Raw genomic sequence first — 20,785 nt, forward strand, 5'->3', positions numbered from 1 at the left:
AGTCAGCTGAACTTGCCGCTGATGTAGTCCCCGGTCATTTGTTCACGCGGGTTATCGAAAATCTGCGTGGTTGGGCCCATCTCGACCAGATAGCCAGTGCGCGTGCCCTGGGAAATGTCTACCGAGAAGAACGCCGTGGTGTCAGCCACGCGGATAGCCTGCTGCATGTTGTGGGTCACCAGGGCGATGGTGTAGTCCTTTTTCAGTTCGACCATCAACTCTTCGACCCGGCGGGTGGCAATCGGGTCCAGTGCCGAGCAAGGCTCGTCCAGCAGCAACACTTCCGGCTCAGTGGCGATAGCGCGGGCGATGCACAGACGTTGCTGCTGGCCGCCGGACAGCGACAGGCCGCTGACCTTGAGCTTGTCCTTGACTTCATCCCACAGCGCGGCGCCTTGCAGGGCATGCTTGACGCGGTCGCCGAGGTCGCCCTTGTAGCGGTTCAGGCGCAGGCCGAAGGCAACGTTGTCGAAAATGCTCATCGAGAACGGGTTCGGCTGCTGGAAGACCATGCCGATGTAACGACGTACTACTACCGGGTCAACGCCCTTGCCGTAAACGTCCTGGCCGAGGAAATGCACATGCCCTTCGAAGCGGAAGCCTTTTACCAGGTCGTTCATGCGGTTGAGGCTACGCAGCACGGTACTTTTACCGCAGCCGGAGGGACCGATGAAGCCGGTGATCTTGTTTTTCTCAATCGGCACATGGCTATCACGCACCGCCATGAAGTTGCCGTAGAAAATCTTGTCCAGCTTGCAGTCCATGACCACAGGCGCCTGGGTGACCAACGGAGAGGCTACGTGTGCAGTTGATACGTTCAAAATTCAGGTGCTCCCGTTCTTAATACTTGGGCTTGCCGAAAATACGGCTCACGATATTCACGACCAGCACGATCATCACCAACACCAGCGAGGCCGCCCATGCGAGCTCAAGTTGGTTGTCGAAAGGCATGCCGGAAAAGTTGTAAATCAGTACGGCAAGGGATGCCGTCGGATTCATCACAGCCAGGCTGCCGTCGTGATAGATCCAGTAGTTGCTGAACAGCGCGGTGAACAACAGCGGCGCGGTTTCGCCCGCAGCGCGGGCCACGGCCAGCATGACGCCCGTGAGGATCGCCGGCATGCCGGTGGGCAGTACGATTTTCCAGATGACCTGCGAGCGGGTACACCCCATGCCGTAGGCCGCGTCCTTCATGATCTTGGGCACCATCCGCATCGACTCTTCAGCGGTCAGCACCACGATTGGCAGCATCAGCACGGCCAGCGCTACACCGCCGGCCGGCGCCGAGTAAGTCCCGGTGGTCATCACCACCAGCGCGTAGGCAAATACCCCGGCCAGGATGGATGGCAAGCCAGTGAGCATTTTCGCGGCGAAACGTGAGGCGTTCGCCAGCTTGCTGTCCGGCCCCAGTTCCGCGAGGAAAATAGCCGCCATGATGCCGACCGGAACCGCAATGGCCGCAGCGATACCGACCATCACGAAGGTACCCGCCATAGCGTTGCCGAAGCCGCCGCCGGTTTCGAAGCCGGTGGGTGGCAGTTCGGTGAACACTTCCAGGCTAAGGCGCGCGCCGCCGCGAGTGATCAGCATGTACAGCACGGAAATCAACGGCACGCTGGCCAGCAGCGCCCCGAGCCAGACCAGCGTGGTCAACACCAGGCTGCGCAGCGCGCGGCCTTCGAAGCGGCGTTGCAGGCTGGGCAATGCAGCGGTAGGAACGGTGAGATTGGTCATTATTTGGTACCCCGCTGGGCGTAGAGCATGATCATCGAGCCGATGACGTTGACCAGTAAGGTGATAAACATCAGCACCAGGGCGGCGTACATCAGCACCTCGATCTCGTTCGGCCCGGCTTCGGGGAAGTTCAGCGCCAGCAAGGCCGCCAGGGTATTGGCCGGCGCAAACAGCGAAAGCGAGATGTTGTTGGCGTTGCCGACCAGCATGGCCAGGGCCATGGTTTCACCCAAGGCGCGCCCCAGGCCCAGCACCAGCGAGCCGAAAATGCCGGTGGCGGCGGATGGCACCATTACCTTGAGGATCGCTTCCCAGTGAGTGGTGCCCATGCCGTAGGCGGCCTGTTTGGTTTTCATCGGTACGCCGGTAAGGGCGTCCTGGGAAACCGCGGCAATGGTCGGCAGGATCATGATCGCCAGTACCAGGGCGGCCGGGAGCAGGCCCGGCCCGCTGAGGGACGTGCCGAAAAAAGGAATCCAGCCCAGTTCCGTGTTCAGCCACGCCGTCAGCGGGCGGATCGCCGGGATCACCACGTAGATCCCCCACAGGCCATAAACCACACTTGGGATGGCCGCGAGCAATTCAACGATGGTACGAAATACGGCTGCCAGCTTGGCCGGCAGGAAGTCCTGGGTCAGGAAGATCGCCATGCTGACGCCGAAAAAACCGGCAATCAGCAGGGCGATAAATGCACTGTAGAGCGTGCCCCAAATGGCCGGCAGAATGCCGTACTTGCCTTGGTTAACATCCCAGACGCTGCCGAACAGCACGTCAAAACCGTGCTTCTCCATGCCTGGCAAGGCTTTGCGGCCAACCTCAAACACCAGGGCGAAGACCAGCGCCAGAATCAGAACCACCCCAATTCGCGCAAGCGCGCGGAAGGTGCGATCAACCAGGAAATCCTTGGCAGAGGGCGGCTGGCAAGCAGAATCCGGGTTAACCGGTACGACAAAAGGTGTGTTCATTGGCTAGTTCCGGTACAGGGGGAAAACTCCCCCGGCATGGCTGACTGCCCACGCCGAGAGAGGCCTCACAAGCGTTACTGAATGTTGGCAGACGCTTTGCGAACCTGATCAACCACCGATTGTGGCAGCGGGATGTAACCCATCGAGTCGGCGATTTTCTGCCCCTCGGTCAGGCTGTACTCAACCATTTCACGCATGGCCTTGGCTTTGGCCGGGTTGCCATTGTCCTTGCGGAAGATCATCCAGGTGTAGGAAGTGATCGGATACGACTTGGCGCCGTCCGGGTCCGGCAACCAGGCCACCAGGCTTTCCGGCATCTTCACAGCAGCCAGGGCCTCGGCACCGCTTTCGGCGTTTGGCACAACATAGTGGCCAGCCTTGTTCTGCAATTGTGCGAAGTCGACCTTGGCCAGTTTGGCGAAGCCGTATTCGATGTAGCCGATGGCGCCTGGGGTCTGGCGTACGGTGGCGGTCACGCCGTCGTTCTTCGGCGATTTGATGAACTTGTCGCTGGCTGGCCAGTTGACGGTGTTGCCTTCGCCCAGGTCTTTCTGGAATTGCGCGTTGATCGACGCCAGGTGCTTGGTGAACACGGCAGTGGTACCGCTGGAGTCAGCACGTACAACCACGGTGATCGGCGTGTCGGTCAGCTTCAAGTCCGGGTTGGCAGCGACGATCTGTGGGTCGTTCCACTTGGTGATCTTGCCCAGGAAGATGTTGGAGTACACATCGCGTGGCAGCTTCAGGCCCTTCGGGTTGCCCGGCAGGTTATAGGCCAGCACGATTTCACCAGCGGTCATCGGCAGCAATTGCACGCCTTCGGCAACCTTGGCGATGTCTTCGTCTTTCATCGCCGAGTCACTGGCGGCGAAGTCCACGGTTTTATTCAGGAAGTCCTGTACACCCGCACCGCTACCCTTGGATTGGTAATCCACGGTCACACCGGCGGTTTTCTTGCTGAAATCCTTGAACCAGGTGAGGTAGATCGGTGCCGGAAAGCTGGCACCGGAACCGGTCAGACGTACGCTTTCGTCGGCAAACGCCAGAGAACCGGCACAAAGCGACACTGCAACGGCGAGTGCGGCAGACTTCATCAAGCTTTTCATTCAGGGAATTCCTTGTGGTATCGGGCTCCCCGGGACTTTGCAGCAGCTTTGTTACGTTTTTATGAAAAATGAGTGGCAGATGCGTTTTTGTCCCCGCTTATCGCCTCAACGCGCGGTTTTGCTGTAATTGGTTCGTAACAAATTGCGACTAACACTCTGGCATTCTTCCCCCCACGCGAGTGCCTCCCATGTCCTCAGTAGAAGACGCCTTGTTGCTGCGCATCCACCGTGAGCTGCTGGATCACAGTGATGAAGAGCTGGAATTGGAATTATCCGAAGACGGGCATGACCTGAATGCCTTGTTCGATGAACATGTCGGGGAAAGCAGCGAGAAGGCCGCGCGGCGGATTTATTTCAGCGAACTGTTCCGCCTGCAGGGCGAACTGGTGAAGCTGCAAAGCTGGGTGGTCAAGACGGGCGCCAAAGTGGTGATCCTATTCGAAGGCCGCGATGCCGCCGGCAAAGGCGGTGTGATCAAGCGTATTACCCAGCGCCTCAACCCACGGGTGTGCCGCGTTGCTGCCCTGCCCGCCCCAAATGACCGCGAGCAGACGCAATGGTACTTCCAGCGTTACGTCTCCCACTTGCCGGCGGCCGGTGAAATCGTGTTGTTCGACCGCAGTTGGTATAACCGCGCCGGCGTCGAGCAAGTGATGGGGTTTTGCAATGAAGACCAGTACGAGGAGTTCTTCCGCACCGTACCGGAGTTCGAGCGCATGCTCGCGCGCTCCGGCATCCAGCTGATCAAGTACTGGTTCTCGATTTCCGACCAGGAACAGCACCTGCGTTTTCTCAGCCGCATCCACGACCCGCTCAAACAATGGAAGCTCAGCCCCATGGACCTGGAATCACGCCGACGCTGGGAAGCCTACACCAAGGCCAAGGAAATCATGCTCGACCGCACCCACATCGCTGAAGCGCCGTGGTGGGTGGTACAAGCCGACGACAAGAAGAAGGCCCGGCTCAATTGCATTCACCACCTGCTTGGGCAGATGCCCTATGAAGAAGTGCAGCTGCCCACCATCGAACTGCCGCAACGCGTCCGGCAGGAGGACTATTCCCGCAGCCCGACGCCACCGGAGCTGATCGTGCCGGCGGTGTACTAAGGCGGACCAGCCGGCAAATCTGATCTACGATTAATGCATACGGCCTTCCTATCGGAGCACACCATGACCCCGCACACCACCGCCCTTGTGTTGATCGAGTTCCAGAACGATTTCACCACCCAAGGTGGCGTGTTCCATGACGCCGTCAAAGCCGTCATGCACACGTCCGACATGCTGGCCAACACCGCAACCACCGTGCAGCAGGCGCGCAAGCTCGGCGTGAAGATCATCCACTTGCCGATCAGCTTCGCCGCGGGTTACCCCGAGTTGACCACGCGTGACTACGGCATCCTCAAGGGCGTCGCCGACGGCAATGCCTTCAGCGCCGGTACCTGGGGCGCCGAGATCAGCGCGGCGCTGTCCCAGGAAACCGGGGATATCGTGGTCGAAGGCAAACGCGGCCTGGATGGGTTTGCCACCACCGGCCTGGACCTGGTGCTGCGCAACAATGGCATCCAGACGTTGGTGGTAGCGGGCTTCCTCACCAATTGCTGCGTTGAAGGCACGGTGCGCTCGGGGTATGAAAAAGGCTACAACGTGGTGACCTTGACCGATTGCACGGCAACCTTCACCGACGAGCAACAACAGGCCGCCGAGAACTTCACACTGCCGATGTTTTCGCAGACGCTGAAACACACGCAGTTTCTGGAAGCATTGACCACCCAATGAAAAAACGGGCGGCTCATCAACGAGTCGCCCGCCTTATTCTGTAGGTGCGTACTGCATCTCACCGTTGCCGAACGACCAGTCTTCGCGCTTTACATCCACCAGGCTGATCCACACGTCTTGCTTGCGCAGGCCGGTTTTGGCGTGGATGCCGTCGGCGATAAATTTGTAGAAGGCCTTTTTCACCTCGATGCTGCGCCCGGCGCTCCAGGTGATCTGGATAAACACGATCTTTGGCGTGTAGGTCACGCCCAGGTAACCGGCGGCGGGATACACCAGCTCATCTCCGGCATGGCGGTTGATGATCTGGAATTTGTCATGCTCGGGCACGTTGGCCACGCCTGTCATCGCCGCATAGATCACATCGCCAATGGCGGCGGCGGTTTCAACGGAAGTGTCGGCGGCGAGGTCGATTCGAACTAAAGGCATTGGGGAATCCTTGGCAGGTCGGTGGCCAGCCCACATGGGTGGCCGGTGATCACTAAGCTAGCCCTGCCAAGAACCGCCATCAAGCGCATATTTAGCAACAATCAAAATAATTATTACGCATAATTATTCAGGGCTTGGCTACGACTGCGCTCTGCCCCGTCTCGCTATCGCGAATGTCGTACGTCCAACGGTCCTTGAACATCTCGCCGGACATCCCGTACGTTCGCCCGCCTACCAAGTTCACCGTCTTCTCAAAACCGCCAGTGCTGTTTTCGCCGAAGTACCAGGCGACTGTCAGCTTATGAGTGCCGGCGCCGAGTTGGTATTCGCTTTGACGACTGAGCCAGAACAGCGTCGACTTGTCATCGATTTTGGTGATCACCAAGTGTTTGTCGAGCTGTTGGATAGTCGCGACCTGGGCGGCAGGCTTACCTTCCGCGCTCTGGTGCTCGTAATGGATGCAACCGGTCAGCATCACACTGAAAGCGGCCAGAGCGATAACACGAAAAACTATTTGCACGCGCATAATTTGTTTCGCAAGCATCGTCTCATTCCCTTGAAAAAGGGCATGATCCTAGTTGCATTCAAGCCCCGCATCAAGGCGCCGCCTATGTGGCGAGCGGGCTTGCCCGCGTTGGGGCGCGAAGCGGCCCCTGTCATGAAGAATGTGGTGTATCTGGCAGACTGGGGCTGCTGCGCAGCCCAACGCGGGCAAGCCCGCTCGCCACAGAAGCCGTGCTCGCCTCAGTTTTTGTGTCGCAAGTATCATTTCGTGTCCTTGAAAAAGCCCATGCCCCTGATTGCATTCAAGCCCGCATCAAGGCGCCGCCTATGTGGCGAGCGGGCTTGCCCGCGTTGGGGCGCGAAGCAGCCCCTGTCATGAAGAATGCGGTGTACCTGGCAACCTGGGGCTGCTGCGCAGCCCAACGCGGGCAAGCCCGCTCGCCACAGAAGCCGTGCTCGTCTGAGTATTTGTGTCGCAAGCATCATTTCGTGTCCTTGAAAAAGGCCATGATCCTGATTGCATTCAAGCCCGCATCAAGGCGCCGCCGTTGTGGCGAGCGGGCTTGCCCGCGTTGGGGCGCGAAGCGGCCCCTGTCATGAAGAATGTGGTGTAACTGGCGAATTGGGACTGCTGCGCAGCCCAACGCGGGCAAGCCCGCTCGCCACAGAAGCCGTGCTCGTCTGAGTATTTGTGTCGCAAGCATCGTTGCACTCCCTTGAAAAAGGCCATGATCCGGATTGCATTCAAGCCCGCATCAAGGCGCCGCCTATGTGGCGAGCGGGCTTGCCCGCGTTGGGGCGCGAAGCGGCCCCTGTCATGAAGAATGCGGTGTGCCTGGCAACCTGGGGCTGCTGCGCAGCCCAACGCGGGCTAGCCCGCTCGCCACACTAGCCCGCTCGTCACGGCGGGCGCGTCTGTCTCGGTATTTGTTTCGCGAGCAGCGTTGCATTGGCTTCTACTGCCACCCTCCTCCCATCACTTTGTACAAACTCACTCGGTTACTCTGCTCAGCCAGGCGCAGGGTAATCAGGTCTTGCTGGGCGCTGTACAACGACCGCTGGGCGTCGAGGGCTTCGAGGTAGCTTTGCGAGCCCGCGCGGTAGAGGGCGTTGGACAGGTCATAACTCTGCTGGCTCGCCTCGGTCAGCGCCTGTTGCGCGGCCAGGCGCAGGTCGAGGGTGCTGCGTACGGCTAAAGCGTCGGCGACTTCCTTGAACGCGGTTTGCAGGGTTTGCTGGTAGGTCTGCACCTGGATGTCATTCTCGACCTTGGCTGCGTCGAGGGTGGCGCGGTTGCTGCCGGCATCGAAGATCGGCAGGCTGATGCTCGGCGCGAAGCTCCAGGCGCCGCTGCCGGCCTTGAACAGGCTGGACAGTGACGCACTGGCAGAGCCGGCGCTGGCCGTCAGGCTGATGCTGGGGAAGAACGCCGCCCGGGCCGCACCAATGTCGATATTGGCGGACTTGAGGCTGTGCTCCGCCGCGAGCACATCCGGGCGCCGCTGCAGCAGGCTCGAGGGCAGTTCACCCGGCACCTCCACCAGTGCCGCCGCCGATTGCAGATGAGTGCCGGGGAGCAAGCTGTCGGGGATGTCGCTGCCCACCAGCAGGCGCAAGGCGTTGCGGTCCTGCAGTATCTGGCTTTGGTACTCCGCCACATCACCCCGTGCCGACTCGACGGTGGTTTGCGCCTGAGCCACCGCCAGTGCCGCCGAACCACCCAGTGCATGGCTGCGCTGGGTCAGCTCGTAGGTGGACTGTTGGCTGGCCAGGGTGTCCTCGGCCAGGTGCAGGCGCTCGTTGTCGGCGGCCAGCGTCAGCCACGCCGTGGCCACCTCGGCCACCAGGCTGATTTGCGTGCTGCGGCGGGTTTCGGTCAGCGCCAGGTAGGCTTCCAGCGCTTCGTCCTGCAGGTTCTGCACGCGGCCAAACACATCCACTTCATAGCTGCTCAACCCCAACTGCGCACTGTAGTCGTGGCCGGTGGTCGCCGTACCACTGCTGGACAGCGCCCCCGGCGTGCGGCTGTGGGTGCCGCTGACACCGGCATCAATCGTCGGCAACGCTGCCGCGCGCTGGATGCGGTATTGCGCCTGGGCCTTTTCGATATTCAGGCTGGCCAGGCGCAGGTCGCGGTTATTGGCCAGGGCCAGGGTTTGCAATTGCGCCAGGCGGCGGTCGGTAAAGAACTGCTGCCATTGGATATCGGCCGCCACCTCGCCCTTGACGCCCGCTTGCCATTCGCTTGGCACCGGCGCCTCGGGCTGTTGGTAGTGCGGCGCAAGGTTGATGCAGCCACTCAGGGCCAGCGCGGCCAGCAAAGGCCAGTGAAACCGGATCATGCGTCACCTTTCAGGGCAGATTGAGTCGTGCCGGTGCGACTGAAGCGGCGGCGGATCAACAGAAAAAACAGCGGCACAAAGAAAATCCCCAGCAGCGTGGCGCTGAACATGCCGCCGAGCACGCCGGTGCCGATCGCGCGGCGCCCGGCGGAACCCGCGCCGCTGCTGACGGCCAAGGGCAGCACGCCGAACATGAAGGCCAGCGAGGTCATCAGGATCGGGCGCAGACGTTGGCGCACCGCCAGCAACGTGGCCTCGCGCAGGCTGTTGCCCTGCTCTTGCAGGTGCTTGGCGAACTCGACGATCAGGATCGCATTCTTCGCCGCCAGCCCCACCGTGGTCAGCAGGCCGACCTGGAAATACACGTCATTGCTCAGCCCGGTCAACCGTGTGGCCAGAACCGCACCGACAACGCCGAGCGGCACTACCAGAATCACTGAAAACGGCACCGACCAACTCTCGTACAACGCGGCCAGGCACAGGAACACAAACAGCACCGAGACCGCGTACAACAGCGGCGCCTGGGAACCCGACAACCGCAGTTGATAGGACTGTCCGGTCCACTCGTAGCCGATGCCTTGGGGCAGCTGCCGGGCGATGGCCTCCACGGCATCCATCGCATCCCCGGAACTTACCCCCGGCGCGGGGTCGCCCACCACTTCCAGGGAGGCACTGCCGTTGTAGCGCTCCAGCAACGGCGAACCATAACTCCAGGTGCTGGTGGCAAAGGACGAAAACGGCACCATCTCGTCGTTGCTGTTGCGCACAAACCAATGGTCCAGGTCGGCGGCCTGCATGCGCGAGTCCGCTGCGCCCTGCACGTAAACTTTCTTCACACGGCCCTGATTGAGAAAATCATTCACATAGGTGCCGCCGAGTGCCGTGGACAAGGTGGTATTGATATCGCTGGTAGCCAGGCTCAAGGCCCCGGCCTTGCGGTCATCGATACTGACCTTGAGCTGCGGTGTATCGTCCAATCCATTGCTGCGCACGCCGAGCAGGCGCGGGTCTTGTTTGGCCAATTCGATAAATTGCTCGCGCGCCGCCACGAGTGCAGCGTGGCCCAGGCCACCGAGGTCCTTGAGTTGCAAATCAAACCCCGAGCTTTGCCCCAGGCCGCGTACGGCGGGAGGCTGCATCACGAACACATCGGCATCGCCAATACTGGCCAGCGCCAGGGTGGCGCGCTGGGCAATCGAGGCGGCATCCGCGCCGCTGCCCAAACGCTCGCTCCAGTCCTTGAGACGGATAAACGCACGCGCCGTGTTCTGGCTGTTACCGCCCATGCCCAGGCCGGTGATGCTGATCATTGCCTCCACTTCCGGCTGCTTGAGGATGTACGCCTCGAACTGCGCCATCACCGCCTGAGTGCGGCTGTCAGTAGCGCCGACCGGCAACTGGATTTGAGCCATCAGGATGCCCTGGTCTTCATCCGGCAAAAACGAGGTCGGCAGGCTGGCATACCCACCGGCCATGGCCAGCGCCACCAGCGCGTACACCAGCAAACTGCGGCGGCTGCGTTGCAGCACCCAATCAACGCTGTGTTCATAACGCGCCGAGCAACGCTCGAAACCACGGTTAAAAGCGCCGAAGAACCCACGCTGGTGAGCATGGCTGTGCGACGGTTTGAGTAACGTCGCGCAGAGTGCCGGGGTCAGGGTCATCGCCACCAGCACCGAGAGCACCATGGCCGAAACGATGGTCACGGAAAACTGCCGGTAGATGATCCCCGTAGAGCCGCCAAAAAACGCCATGGGAATAAACACCGCACTCAACACCAGCGCGATACCGATCAGGGCACTGGTGATTTCACCCATCGACTGCCGCGTGGCCGCCAGCGGCGACAGCCCCTGCTCGCTCATCACACGCTCGACGTTTTCCACCACCACAATCGCGTCGTCCACCAACAAGCCGATGGCCAGGACCATGGCGAACATAGTCAGGGTATTGATCGAATACCCCATCAACGCCAGCACGCCAAAGGTGCCCAGTAACACCACCGGCACGGTAATCGCCGGAATCAACGTGGCCCGCAGGTTTTGCAGGAACAGGAACATGATCAGCACCACCAGCACGATGGCTTCGCCCAGGGACTTGACCACTTCTTCAATCGACAGGCTGACAAAGGGCGTGGTGTCGTAGGCGATCACGTTTTTAAGCTGCATTTCCGTCGGGTAAAACGGCGCAAGCTCCGCCAGCTTGGCCTTGACCGCCTCGCCGACCTTCAGTGCATTGGCCCCCGCCGCCAGTTGCACGCCCATGGCCGCGGCCGGTTTGCCGTTGAGGGCCGAGTTCACGTCATAGCTCTCGCTGCCCAGCTCCACCGTGGCCACATCGCCGAGCAGCACCACCGCGCCATCGCTGGAGGACTTGACCACCACATTGCGAAACTCTTCTGCGCTCTGCAGTTTGCTGCGCGCGCTGATGGTGGCGTTCAACTGTTGGCCCTTCACCGCCGGCAACGCGCCGAGCTGGCCGGCGGACACTTCGGTGTTTTGCGCTTCCAGGGCGGTGCTCACGTCCGATGGCATCAACGCATACTTTTCCAGCAACGCCGGGTCGAGCCAGATGCGCATGGCGTAGCCCGACCCCAGGGTTTGGACCTCGCCTACGCCGTCGATGCGGCTGATGGAGTCGAGCAAGGTACTGGAGATGTAGTCGCCGATCTGGGTACCGGTGACGCTGGGGTTGTCCGAAGCCAACGCGGCGATCATCAGGAAGTCCGAGCCGCCCTTGGTCACGGTCAGGCCTTCGCTCTGCACCGACTGCGGCAGGCGCGACTCGGCTTGTTGCAGCTTGTTCTGCACCTGCATCTGCGCCACATCCGGGTCGGTGCCGGCGGCGAACGTAAGGCTGATACTCGCGCTGCCCGCCGAGCTGCTGGAGGATGACATGTAGGTGAGGTTATCCAGTCCGGTCAGTTGCTGCTCGATCACCTGGGTCACCGAGTCTTCGACGGTCTTGGCCGAGGCGCCGGTGTAAGTCGCGGAAATGCGCACGGTGGGCGGCGCGATGTCGGGGTATTGCTCCAGCGGCAACTGGCTGATGGACAGCGCGCCGCCGAGCATGATCACAATCGCGATTACCCAGGCGAAGATTGGTCGATCGATAAAGAACCGCGCCATGTTCAGCCCTCCTTCGCCAAGGCACCGACGTCGGCGGATTGCACCGTAACAGCCGCCCCCACGTGCACCTTCTGCCCGCCTTCGACGATCACTTGCTCACCGGCCTGCAGGCCTGCCGTGACCCACCACTGGTTGCCCACGGCCCGGTCCACGCTGACAACGCGCTGCTCGACCTTGCCGCCTGCCACCAGCAACACCGAGGTCACGCCGCTGGCGCTGCGGTTGACCGCCCGTTGCGGGATCAGGATGGCCTGGTCATCCCGGCCCTGCTCCAACACGCCACGCACATACATGCCCGGCAACAACAGGTGTTCCGGGTTGGCGAACTCGGCACGCAGGGTCACGGTACCGGTACTTTGGTTGACGCTGACCCCACTGAACTTCAAACGGCCTGCATGGTTGTAGAGGCTGCCATCATCGAGTTTCAGGCTGATCCGCGCCTCGTCCTCGCCGATGCCCTGCAAGGTGCCACGGGCCAACTCACGCTTGAGGTTGAGCAGCTCGGTGGTGGACTGGGTCACGTCCACATAGATCGGGTCGAGTTGCTGCACGGTGGTCAGCGCGGTGTCCTGGTTGGCCACCACCAATGCCCCCGGCGTCACGCTGGACACTTCAATGCGCCCGGCAACGGGAGAAGTAATACGCGTGTAGGCCAGGTTGATCCGTGCAGTCTCGACGTCGGCCTGGGCGGCCTCGACGTCAGCGGCGGCGGTCAGCAGCGTGGCCTGTGAATCCTCGTTTGTTTGCTGGCTGATGGCATCGATCTTCACCAGCTGGGCATTACGGCTGGCAGTGGTCTGCGCCGACTTGAGCGTGGCGCGCACTTTGCTCAAGCTCGCCTGGGCCTGCGCCAACGCCGCCTTGTACGGCGCCGCATCCAACTGGTACAGGGCTTGCCCGGCTTTCACCTCGGCGCCTTCGACAAATAGCCGTTGCTGCACGATACCGCCGACCTGCGGGCGAATCTCAGCGACCATGAACGCCTGGGTGCGCCCGGCGAGTTCAGTGGTCAACACTTGGCTTCGCGGCTGCACGCTGATCACCGACACCGTGGGTGGCGCCACCGGGGGCGTGGGGTCACCGGCCGAGCAACCGCCGAGCAGCACCAGCAGGATCAGGGCCAGGAAAACCGCGGCGGTTACCAGGTATTTAGCGAATATTTTGGTCGACATAGTTGCCTCTGCAAGACGGAACGGCTTGAGCCATACGCCATGCTGCAAGGCAAATGTGCAGGAAAATTGAAGATTGCCCGCGCGGCTTGAATCTTTCGTACGCGAAGGCCTAAATGGTCGCATTCACTCCAAAACGGCCCGAATACATGAAGTTGAGTATCTCCACCAAGCTGTTCATTGCGGTGCTGGCCGGCGTCTTGCTGGTGATCCTGAGCATGGGCCTGGCCACCAGTTGGAGTTTCGGGCGCGGCTTCCTCGGCTACATCAATGAACAGGCACTGGAGCGCATGGCGCCGGTGCTGCCACGCCTGGCCAGCGCCTACGCGCGTGATGGCAGCTGGGAGTTCTTTCGCAATCAGCCCGACCGCTGGTTTGAAGTGATGCGCCCGGAGCCCGGCGAACAGCAACCGGTGCGCGACCTCAAGACACCGCAGATCTCCGACCTCACGGGCGCCCTGTTCCGCATCGCCCTGCTCGACAAGGACAAAAAACGCGTCACCGGCTACCCGGCCATTGGCGACGACGCCTTGGCGCTGCCGATCATCGTTGCCGGTGAGACTGTCGGCTGGCTGGCCGTCACCCCCTTCCAGAGCGTGACCGAGGCCGGTGGCGAACGCTTCCAGCAGTACCAGTTGCGCACCAGCCTGGTGATGGGGGTGTTCTCACTGCTATTGGCGATGCTGATCGCCTGGTGGATCGCCCGTACGCTGCTGGAGCCGGTCAAGCGCGTGGCCGCCGCCACCCATCGCCTGGCCAGTGGTGACTACGGCAGCCGCGTGGCCGTGGCCTCCAATGACGAAGTAGGCCAGTTGGCGCGGGACTTCAACCAGTTGGCCTATACGCTGGAGCGCAACGAGAAGATGCGCCGCGAATTCATGGCCGATGTCTCCCACGAATTGCGCACCCCGTTGTCGGTGCTGCGCGGCGAACTGGAGGCCATCGAAGACGGCGTGCGCACGCTGGACCAGCACTCGATGAAATCACTCCAAGGCGAAGTCGGCATGCTCAGCAAATTGGTGGATGACCTGTATGAGCTGTCCCTGGCCGACGTCGGCGCCCTCACCTATCGCAAGGCCCCGTGTGTGCTCAACACGTTGCTGGAACAGAGTGTGGGCATGTTCCAAGAGCGTTTGAGCGCGCGGCAACTGCGCGTCGAACTGGCGCTGCCGACCCCGCCGCTGGAGCTGGTGGCGGATGCCAGCCGCTTGCAGCAGCTGTTCTCCAACTTGCTGGAGAACGCCGTGCGCTACACCGACCCAAATGGCGTGGTCCGCGTCAGCGCCACAGCGGAACGTGATGAGCTGCGCATCGAATTCATCGATTCCGGCCCCGGGGTGTCCGCCAGCCAACTGCCGCGCCTTTTCGAACGTTTCTACCGGGGCGAAGCCTCGCGTAACCGCACCAGTGGCGGCGCGGGCCTCGGCCTGGCGATCTGTCACAGTATCGCCCTCGCCCACGGCGGCAGCCTCAGCGCCGACCACTCGCCCCTGGGCGGGTTGTGGCTTACCCTGCGCTTGCCACGGAGCCTGTGAACCATGAGCGATGAACGTCCGGTGCTGATCGTCGAAGACGAACCCAAGCTCGCGACCTTGATGCAGGACTACCTCGTGGCGGCCGGCTACACCACCCTGTGCCTGGACAACGGCCTGCAAGTGGTCCCTGCAGTGCGCGCCCACGATCCCAGGCTGATCCTGCTCGACCTGATGCTGCCCGGCCGTGACGGCATGCAGCTGTGCCAGGACCTGCGCGGCTTCAGCGCGATACCGATCATCATGATCACCGCCCGCGTCGAGGAAGTGGACCGCCTGCTCGGCCTGGAGCTGGGTGCCGACGACTACATCTGCAAGCCCTTCAGCCCGCGTGAAGTGGTGGCCCGGGTCAAGGCCATCCTGCGCCGCAGCCCGCAACTGCTGGACAACACCCGCCCGCGCCTGCTGATCGACGAGGCGCAATACCAGGCCTCACTCGACGGCATCGCGCTGGACCTCACGCCCCTGGAGTTGCGCCTGCTGAATACCTTCGCGCGCTCCGCCGGCCGCGTGTTCTCCCGCGACCAGTTGCTGGACCAGATCTACTCCGACCACCGCGTGGTGACTGACCGCACGGTGGACAGCCACATCCGCAACCTGCGACGCAAACTGGAACAGGCCTGCCCGGGGGAAACGCCGATCGAATCGTTGTATGGGGTGGGGTATCGGTTTCAGTTGGCCCAGGCTAAGCCGAAGCCCTGATGCACACTGCCTTCGTTACAGACCGCTGGCCTGTACACAACAGCCCCGATTACCTGAGTATTTTTTCGCAAGCACCGTTTCATCTCCTTGAAAAAAGCCATGATCCTAGTTGCATTCAAACCCGTATCAAGGCGACGCCTGTGTGACGAGCGGGCTTGTTGTGGCGAGCGGGCTTGCCCGCGTTGGGGCGCGAAGCGGCCCTAAAACCTGCTACCGCGTTTTACCGGTAGAACTCGGTGACTGACCTGGGGCTGCTACGCAGCCCAACGCGGGCAAGCCCGCTCGCCACACAAGCCCTCTCGGCACAACAGCCTCGATCACCTGAGTATTTTTTGCGAACACCGTTTCATCTCCTTGAAAAAAGCCATGATCCTAGTCGCACTCAAACCCGTACCTAGGCGACGCCTGTGTGGCAAGCGGGCTTATTGTGGCGAGCGGGCTTGCCCGCGTTGGGGTGCGAAGCGGCCCTAAAACCTGCTACCGCGTTTTACCGGTAGAACTCGGTGACTGACCTGGGGCTGCTACGCAGCCCAACGCGGGCAAGCCCGCTCGCCACAACAAGCCTGCTCACCATATAAGCCCGATCGCCAAAACAAGCCCGATCGCCGCAACAGGTACATTCAGCTCAACTATGTTGGTGAACTGCTGATCACCCGCAACGCCAGCCCTTCATACGCATCCAGCGTAATCGTGAACTCACCCTCGGCGGTCAGATCACCCTCGACCCGTTCGTTGATGATGTCCACCACCATCCCCGCCGCAATATCAGGCAGGTTGAGCGTCTCGGTGATCGGCGTGGCGCCGAAGTTCAGCGCGGTGATTTGTGTGCCCTTACCGGCCGGTAATTCATGGACCATGATCAGCAGCGCCGGGTTCTGCACGTCCGGCACCAGTACCTGGCGGCTGGCGGCAATGTCGTAGGCGCGGCGAACTGCGAGGATTTTTTGCAGTTGCGAGGCGAATGACTCGGGGTCCTGCAACTGGCTGTTCAAGCTGCCGTACAGGCTTTTCGAACGCGGCATCTGCCCGGCTGAAAGCTCGGCCTCGGGGTTCAAGTCCACCAGGTCGTAGGCACCGCGATGGATCCAGCGCGTATCGCCGTCCTCCATCAAATGCGCCACCTCATCCGCCGCCAATGGCAGCGCCCCCACCAGGTCCCAACCCGACAACGCAAACACCCCAGGTTGCATAGCGTTGTACATCACCAGCAGCAAATGGATCTGGCGGATCTGCTGGATATCGGCAGCGCTGATCGCGTCCAAGTCACGAATACCCAGTGCCGCGGTGATGATGCTGGCGGTGGTGCACGACACACCATTGGTCACGAACTTGAGGTTGTACGGCGCGTGCTCACCGGCCAGGCGCTCATACATCTGCTCGCGGATGTGCTCGCGCAGGATATTGCCGGGGAAGGTCTGGCCCTGATAGAGGAAGCTGTCATGCGCATGCAGCGTCCAGAAGTGCACCAGTTCCAGGGTCAGTTCATCGTGATTCTGCAAGGCATGGATCAACGAGCCGGGGTCGATGCCCTGGCGGTGCATTTCACGCAGCATCAGGCGCAGGAACTCGGCATCACCCATCAGCAACGCATGTTGATACGCCGGGCGGGTGATGAAGTCATAGGACAGATCGGCGCCGCCATGGGACATCGACGCGATGTCATCCACGGTGAGGTTCAACTCCTGGAAGCTGAAGCCGCCGGCCTTGCGGATCGCCCCGCCGAGCAACTGGTTGCCGGTGATCGACAGCGGGTGGCTTTCCGACCAGGCGCTGCCATCCAGCTTGCGCTCCACACCGAGAAAACCATTGGCGTCCAGGCGCAGGATCTTCGCGCCCATCACATCGATGGCATGCAAGGCATCGCCAATGATCATCTGTTGCGCGGCAAAGGTCGGGTCCAGCCAGTTCAGCGACGGCTGGCCCTCCTTGAAATAATGCAGGTACACCCAGCGACGCGGTTTGCCATCCACACCCAGCACGACCTGGGTAGCACTCCAATCGGTTTCCTTCACCCCGGGTTCGAAGAAGATCACCCGCTGCAGTTGACCGACGATGTAGTGCTTGTCACGCAGGGCATCCACCTGCGCCGGGCTGAGATTCTGCGCATCGCGCCCCTCGGCCACGTCCGGCAGCAGCGGCCAGTCTTCCTCACGGATTTCCACCATGTGGTAGAGCCCGGGGTAATCCTCGTAGGCCATCTCGGCCAGGCGAAAATCCGCACCCTTGCCGGTGTGGGACGGGATCACGTCATCGATGATCACCGCATTGTGCGCCGCCGCCATGCGCGTCAACGCCTGCAACTGCGCCTCGGTGCCCAATTGCGGGTCGATCTCGAAGCTGATGCGGTCAAAGTTGCCGTCGATGGTGGGCGTGTGCTCGCTGCCGCTCAGGCCACCCGATTTTTTCAACGGGCCGTTATGAATGCCCTGGATACCGATTTTCGACAGCGCCTGCCACAGCGCCTCATCCCCCAACGCCTCCAGTACCGTACCGCCCTCGCGCGTCACGATCGACGCCGGGTACGCGGTAAACCACACCGACGACAACGCCGAAGCATCACGCGGCCGCGTCTGTGCGTAAGGCTGCTGCCACAACCGGCCCTGACCCGAATAGAGCTTGGCGCGCTGGCGTGCCGCGTGCAGCATCGACTGTTCTACCAGCCAGTTGACGTGGTTGTTTGGCGCTGCGGTCATAAGCCTGGTACCTGTTGTGGTGAAAAGTCGCTCGTAGACATATGAGGCGCGCAGGGCGCATTCGTTGCATCGAAATCGCTACGCCAACTCAATCCCTAAGCAATAGTCACCCCTGACCTCCCCCCGTCGCCTGCCGATACTGCCGCGGCGTAAACCCGGTCGAGGCCTTGAACTGCCGGGTAAACGCGCTGTGATCGGTATACCCGCACTGCAGCGCCACGTCGGTAATCGGCATGTCCGTGTGTAACAACCGATGGGCGTGTTCCAGGCGCACTTTCTGGATCATCTGGCGGGGTGTCAGGTGGAACACGCGCTTGCAGTAGCGCTCCAGTTGCGCCACGGAAATCCCGGCGATTCGCGTCAGTTCGCCCAAAGTGACGCGGCGGTTGAAGTGCGTGCGGATGTGCTCGTCCACGGCGGCCAGGCGCCCGTAGGCCGGGTGGGTTTCGCTGGCCGATTGCAGGTCGACCGAAATCCCGGCCAGGCCGATGATCTGGTCTGCGTGGTTGTACAAAGGCCACTTGTGGGTCAAGCACCAACCCGGTTCGCGGGTGCCGTAGAGGTGCAGCTCGAGCTGGTCTTCGAGCACAAATCCTTGTTCCAGCACGCGTCGGTCCTGCTCGGTGTAGCCGGGGCCCAGTTGTGCGGGGAATACGTCGGCGCTGGTCTTGCCCAACAACGGTTGCAGCTGCTTGAGGCCGCAGCGCTGCACCAGGGTGCGGTTGGCGAGGACGTAACGCGCCTCCGTATCCTTGATGAAAATCGCGGCGTTGGGGATCACATCGAGCATGGGCAACAGCTGCGCCACACCCGCCAATAGCTGCTCGATGCTGTGGGGCCGATTCGCCTGGCTCCCTTGGCAAAGGCTCGCAAATGCGCTGTGCATCATCACTGTGTAGCCCCTGTTGATTGCCTCGACGCGTAGCAGATTGCCCGATGCCCAGGACTCTGTCGAGCGACGCAAACTGTGCTGAATTCGTCATCCATGTCGGCAAAAAACATCAATCGCCAGCGCACCCGTGAGTTCAGGATAGCCCCACTGCTGCCTATCCAATAACTCACAAGAAGGCGACGCTATGTCAGCTCAAGGCAAGTTCAAGAAACAGCTGTCCCTGATGGACCTGACCTTTATCGGCTTGGGTGCCATCTTCGGTTCGGGCTGGCTGTTTGCAGCCAGCCATGTGTCCGCTATCGCCGGCCCGGCCGGAATAATTTCCTGGTTGATCGGTGGTTTCGCCGTGCTGCTGTTGGGCATCGTGTACTGCGAACTTGGTGCCGCTTTGCCCCGCGCCGGTGGCGTGGTGCGTTACCCGGTGTACTCCCACGGCCCGCTGTTGGGTTACCTGATGGGTTTTATCACGCTGATCGCGTTTTCCAGCCTGGTAGCCATCGAAGTGGTTGCCTCGCGCCAATATGCGGCCGCCTGGTTTCCCGATCTGACCAAGGCCGGTTCCAGCGACCCGACCACCCTTGGCTGGCTGGTGCAATTCGCCCTGCTGTGCCTGTTCTTCGTGCTCAATTACCGCAGCGTCAAAACCTTCGCCATCGCCAATAACCTGGTCAGCGTGTTCAAGTTCATCGTGCCGCTGCTGGTGATCGGCGTGCTGTTCACCTTCTTTAAACCAGCGAATTTCCAGGTGCAGGGCTTTGCCCCGTTCGGCCTCTCGGGCATCGAGATGGCGGTGTCGGCGGGCGGGGTGATATTTGCTTACCTGGGCCTGACACCGATCATCTCGGTGGCCAGCGAGGTGAAGAACCCGCAACGCACGATTCCGATTGCGCTGATCCTGTCGGTGCTGCTGTCGACGGCCATCTATGTGCTGCTGCAAACCGCGTTCCTCGGTGGCGTACCGACCGAAATGCTCGCCAATGGCTGGGCCGGCATCAGCAAGGAACTGGCGCTGCCGTATCGCGATATTGCCTTGGCACTGGGCGTGGGTTGGCTGGCCTACCTGGTGGTGGCCGACGCGGTGATCTCCCCCAGCGGCTGCGGCAATATCTACATGAACGCCACCCCGCGTGTGGTGTACGGCTGGGCGCAGACCGGCACCTTCTTCAAGGTCTTCACGCGCATCGATGAGAAGTCCGGCATCCCGCGCCCGGCACTGTGGCTGACCTTTGGTTTATCGGTGTTCTGGACCCTGCCGTTTCCGTCCTGGGAAGCGCTGATCAACGTGGTGTCTGCCGCGCTGATCCTCAGCTACGCCGTGGCCCCGGTCACCGTCGCCGCCTTGCGTCGCAACGCGCCGGGCATGGCCCGCCCGTTCCGCGTCAAGGGCATGGCCGTGCTGGGCCCGCTGTCGTTCATCATTGCAGCGTTGATCGTGTACTGGTCCGGCTGGAGCACCGTTTCCTGGCTGCTCGGCCTGCAAATCCTGATGTTTGTGGTGTACCTGCTGTGTGCGCGCTGGGCGCCCACCGCGCATATCAACCTCAAGCAGCAAGTGCGTTCGTCGGCCTGGCTGATCGGCTTTTACGCGGTGACCATTCTGCTGTCCAAGCTCGGCAGCTTTGGTGGCATCGGCGTGATCAGCCACCCGTTCGACACGCTGGTCGTCGCCGTCTGCGCCTTGGGCATCTACTACTGGGGCGCCGCCACCGGCGTGCCGGCGCACTTGGTACGCCTGGAGCATGAAGCCGATGAAAGCGAAGCCGTCGACGAGCCCCAGACCCGCGCCCCACTGACCCCGGCCACCCACTGATGGAGCGTTT

16 protein-coding genes are annotated in these 20,785 nt (G+C 61.6%); 5 read left to right on the forward strand and 11 right to left on the reverse strand.

The window, feature by feature from the left end; genetic code table 11:
* Positions 1-2 precede the first annotated feature (2 nt).
* The 4 genes from pstB to pstS form a co-directional block, all read right to left on the reverse strand.
* Entirely contained in the window at positions 3-764 is a 762-nt protein-coding gene (pstB, locus tag CXQ82_RS16665) for a phosphate ABC transporter ATP-binding protein PstB (protein ID WP_010562760.1), read from the reverse strand.
* A 76-nt stretch (positions 765-840) separates the two neighbouring features.
* Positions 841-1,734: a phosphate ABC transporter permease PstA gene (gene pstA / locus CXQ82_RS16670; protein ID WP_101270870.1), complete on the reverse strand. Its 894-nt coding sequence runs from the start codon at positions 1,732-1,734 to the stop codon at positions 841-843.
* Positions 1,734-2,699 carry a phosphate ABC transporter permease subunit PstC gene (pstC, locus tag CXQ82_RS16675; protein ID WP_101270873.1) on the reverse strand — a complete coding sequence of 322 codons (966 nt, stop codon included), beginning with the start codon at positions 2,697-2,699 and terminating at the stop codon, positions 1,734-1,736. Before pstC ends, pstA begins: the two co-directional genes overlap by 1 nt.
* A gap of 74 nt (positions 2,700-2,773) precedes the next feature.
* Positions 2,774-3,805, reverse strand: coding sequence for a phosphate ABC transporter substrate-binding protein PstS (gene pstS, locus CXQ82_RS16680; protein ID WP_101270875.1), 1,032 nt, complete (start codon positions 3,803-3,805; stop codon positions 2,774-2,776).
* 188 nt (positions 3,806-3,993) lie between these two features.
* Between pstS and ppk2 the strand changes: the two genes are divergently transcribed.
* The gene (gene ppk2, locus CXQ82_RS16685; protein WP_101270877.1) at positions 3,994-4,911 is read left to right on the forward strand and encodes a polyphosphate kinase 2; all 918 of its coding nucleotides are present in this window, start codon (positions 3,994-3,996) and stop codon (positions 4,909-4,911) included.
* A gap of 63 nt (positions 4,912-4,974) precedes the next feature.
* The gene (locus tag CXQ82_RS16690) at positions 4,975-5,580 is read left to right on the forward strand and encodes a cysteine hydrolase family protein (protein WP_101270879.1); all 606 of its coding nucleotides are present in this window, start codon (positions 4,975-4,977) and stop codon (positions 5,578-5,580) included.
* Positions 5,581-5,613: 33 nt separating this feature from the next.
* Here CXQ82_RS16690 and CXQ82_RS16695 read toward each other — a convergent pair whose 3' ends face one another.
* The 5 genes from CXQ82_RS16695 to CXQ82_RS16715 all read right to left on the reverse strand — a co-directional run bounded on the left by CXQ82_RS16695 (position 5,614) and on the right by CXQ82_RS16715 (position 13,149).
* Positions 5,614-6,006 (reverse strand): tautomerase family protein, encoded by a 393-nt coding sequence (locus CXQ82_RS16695; RefSeq protein WP_101270881.1) that lies wholly within the window; start codon positions 6,004-6,006, stop codon positions 5,614-5,616.
* A gap of 127 nt (positions 6,007-6,133) precedes the next feature.
* Complete coding sequence (locus CXQ82_RS16700) at positions 6,134-6,550, reverse strand: hypothetical protein (protein WP_101270883.1); 417 nt, start codon at positions 6,548-6,550, stop codon at positions 6,134-6,136.
* Positions 6,551-7,466: 916 nt separating this feature from the next.
* Positions 7,467-8,852 (reverse strand): efflux transporter outer membrane subunit, encoded by a 1,386-nt coding sequence (locus CXQ82_RS16705; protein ID WP_177409913.1) that lies wholly within the window; start codon positions 8,850-8,852, stop codon positions 7,467-7,469.
* Entirely contained in the window at positions 8,849-11,977 is a 3,129-nt protein-coding gene (locus tag CXQ82_RS16710) for an efflux RND transporter permease subunit (protein ID WP_101270885.1), read from the reverse strand. The genes CXQ82_RS16705 and CXQ82_RS16710 overlap by 4 nt, the downstream gene beginning before the upstream one ends.
* 2 nt (positions 11,978-11,979) lie before the next feature.
* The gene (locus CXQ82_RS16715; protein ID WP_101270887.1) at positions 11,980-13,149 is read right to left on the reverse strand and encodes an efflux RND transporter periplasmic adaptor subunit; all 1,170 of its coding nucleotides are present in this window, start codon (positions 13,147-13,149) and stop codon (positions 11,980-11,982) included.
* Between the two features lie 146 nt (positions 13,150-13,295).
* Between CXQ82_RS16715 and baeS the strand changes: the two genes are divergently transcribed.
* Together baeS and CXQ82_RS16725 are read left to right on the forward strand one after the other, a co-directional pair.
* Positions 13,296-14,681 (forward strand): sensor histidine kinase efflux regulator BaeS, encoded by a 1,386-nt coding sequence (gene baeS, locus CXQ82_RS16720; protein ID WP_101270889.1) that lies wholly within the window; start codon positions 13,296-13,298, stop codon positions 14,679-14,681.
* Between the two features lie 3 nt (positions 14,682-14,684).
* Positions 14,685-15,380 carry a response regulator gene (locus CXQ82_RS16725; protein WP_101270891.1) on the forward strand — a complete coding sequence of 232 codons (696 nt, stop codon included), beginning with the start codon at positions 14,685-14,687 and terminating at the stop codon, positions 15,378-15,380.
* Between the two features lie 629 nt (positions 15,381-16,009).
* Here CXQ82_RS16725 and treS read toward each other — a convergent pair.
* Positions 16,010-18,073 carry a maltose alpha-D-glucosyltransferase gene (gene treS, locus CXQ82_RS16730; protein WP_101270893.1) on the reverse strand — a complete coding sequence of 688 codons (2,064 nt, stop codon included), beginning with the start codon at positions 18,071-18,073 and terminating at the stop codon, positions 16,010-16,012.
* Positions 18,074-18,179: 106 nt separating this feature from the next.
* Entirely contained in the window at positions 18,180-18,962 is a 783-nt protein-coding gene (locus tag CXQ82_RS16735) for an AraC family transcriptional regulator (protein ID WP_101270895.1), read from the reverse strand.
* Between the two features lie 187 nt (positions 18,963-19,149).
* Between CXQ82_RS16735 and CXQ82_RS16740 the strand changes: the two genes are divergently transcribed.
* Positions 19,150-20,775: an APC family permease gene (locus CXQ82_RS16740; protein WP_101270897.1), complete on the forward strand. Its 1,626-nt coding sequence runs from the start codon at positions 19,150-19,152 to the stop codon at positions 20,773-20,775.
* Positions 20,776-20,785 lie beyond the last annotated feature (10 nt).

Origin of the sequence: Pseudomonas sp. S09G 359, assembly GCF_002843605.1 — a bacterium.
In the GTDB taxonomy this organism is placed as follows: Bacteria; Pseudomonadota; Gammaproteobacteria; order Pseudomonadales; family Pseudomonadaceae; genus Aquipseudomonas.

Bases quoted from the DNA above. Each gene is read 5' to 3' on its own strand.
- CXQ82_RS16705 (WP_177409913.1), bottom strand. From the start codon at position 8,852: ATGATCCGGTTTCACTGGCCTTTGCTGGCCGCGCTGGCCCTGAGTGGC.
- treS (WP_101270893.1), bottom strand. From the start codon at position 18,073: ATGACCGCAGCGCCAAACAACCACGTCAACTGGCTGGTAGAACAGTCG.
- pstA (WP_101270870.1), bottom strand. From the start codon at position 1,734: ATGACCAATCTCACCGTTCCTACCGCTGCATTGCCCAGCCTGCAACGC.
- baeS (WP_101270889.1), top strand. From the start codon at position 13,296: ATGAAGTTGAGTATCTCCACCAAGCTGTTCATTGCGGTGCTGGCCGGC.
- CXQ82_RS16695 (WP_101270881.1), bottom strand. From the start codon at position 6,006: ATGCCTTTAGTTCGAATCGACCTCGCCGCCGACACTTCCGTTGAAACC.
- CXQ82_RS16700 (WP_101270883.1), bottom strand. From the start codon at position 6,550: ATGCTTGCGAAACAAATTATGCGCGTGCAAATAGTTTTTCGTGTTATC.
- pstB (WP_010562760.1), bottom strand. From the start codon at position 764: ATGGACTGCAAGCTGGACAAGATTTTCTACGGCAACTTCATGGCGGTG.
- CXQ82_RS16725 (WP_101270891.1), top strand. From the start codon at position 14,685: ATGAGCGATGAACGTCCGGTGCTGATCGTCGAAGACGAACCCAAGCTC.
- CXQ82_RS16740 (WP_101270897.1), top strand. From the start codon at position 19,150: ATGTCAGCTCAAGGCAAGTTCAAGAAACAGCTGTCCCTGATGGACCTG.
- CXQ82_RS16710 (WP_101270885.1), bottom strand. From the start codon at position 11,977: ATGGCGCGGTTCTTTATCGATCGACCAATCTTCGCCTGGGTAATCGCG.
- CXQ82_RS16735 (WP_101270895.1), bottom strand. From the start codon at position 18,962: ATGATGCACAGCGCATTTGCGAGCCTTTGCCAAGGGAGCCAGGCGAAT.
- pstC (WP_101270873.1), bottom strand. From the start codon at position 2,699: ATGAACACACCTTTTGTCGTACCGGTTAACCCGGATTCTGCTTGCCAG.
- ppk2 (WP_101270877.1), top strand. From the start codon at position 3,994: ATGTCCTCAGTAGAAGACGCCTTGTTGCTGCGCATCCACCGTGAGCTG.
- pstS (WP_101270875.1), bottom strand. From the start codon at position 3,805: ATGAAAAGCTTGATGAAGTCTGCCGCACTCGCCGTTGCAGTGTCGCTT.
- CXQ82_RS16690 (WP_101270879.1), top strand. From the start codon at position 4,975: ATGACCCCGCACACCACCGCCCTTGTGTTGATCGAGTTCCAGAACGAT.
- CXQ82_RS16715 (WP_101270887.1), bottom strand. From the start codon at position 13,149: ATGTCGACCAAAATATTCGCTAAATACCTGGTAACCGCCGCGGTTTTC.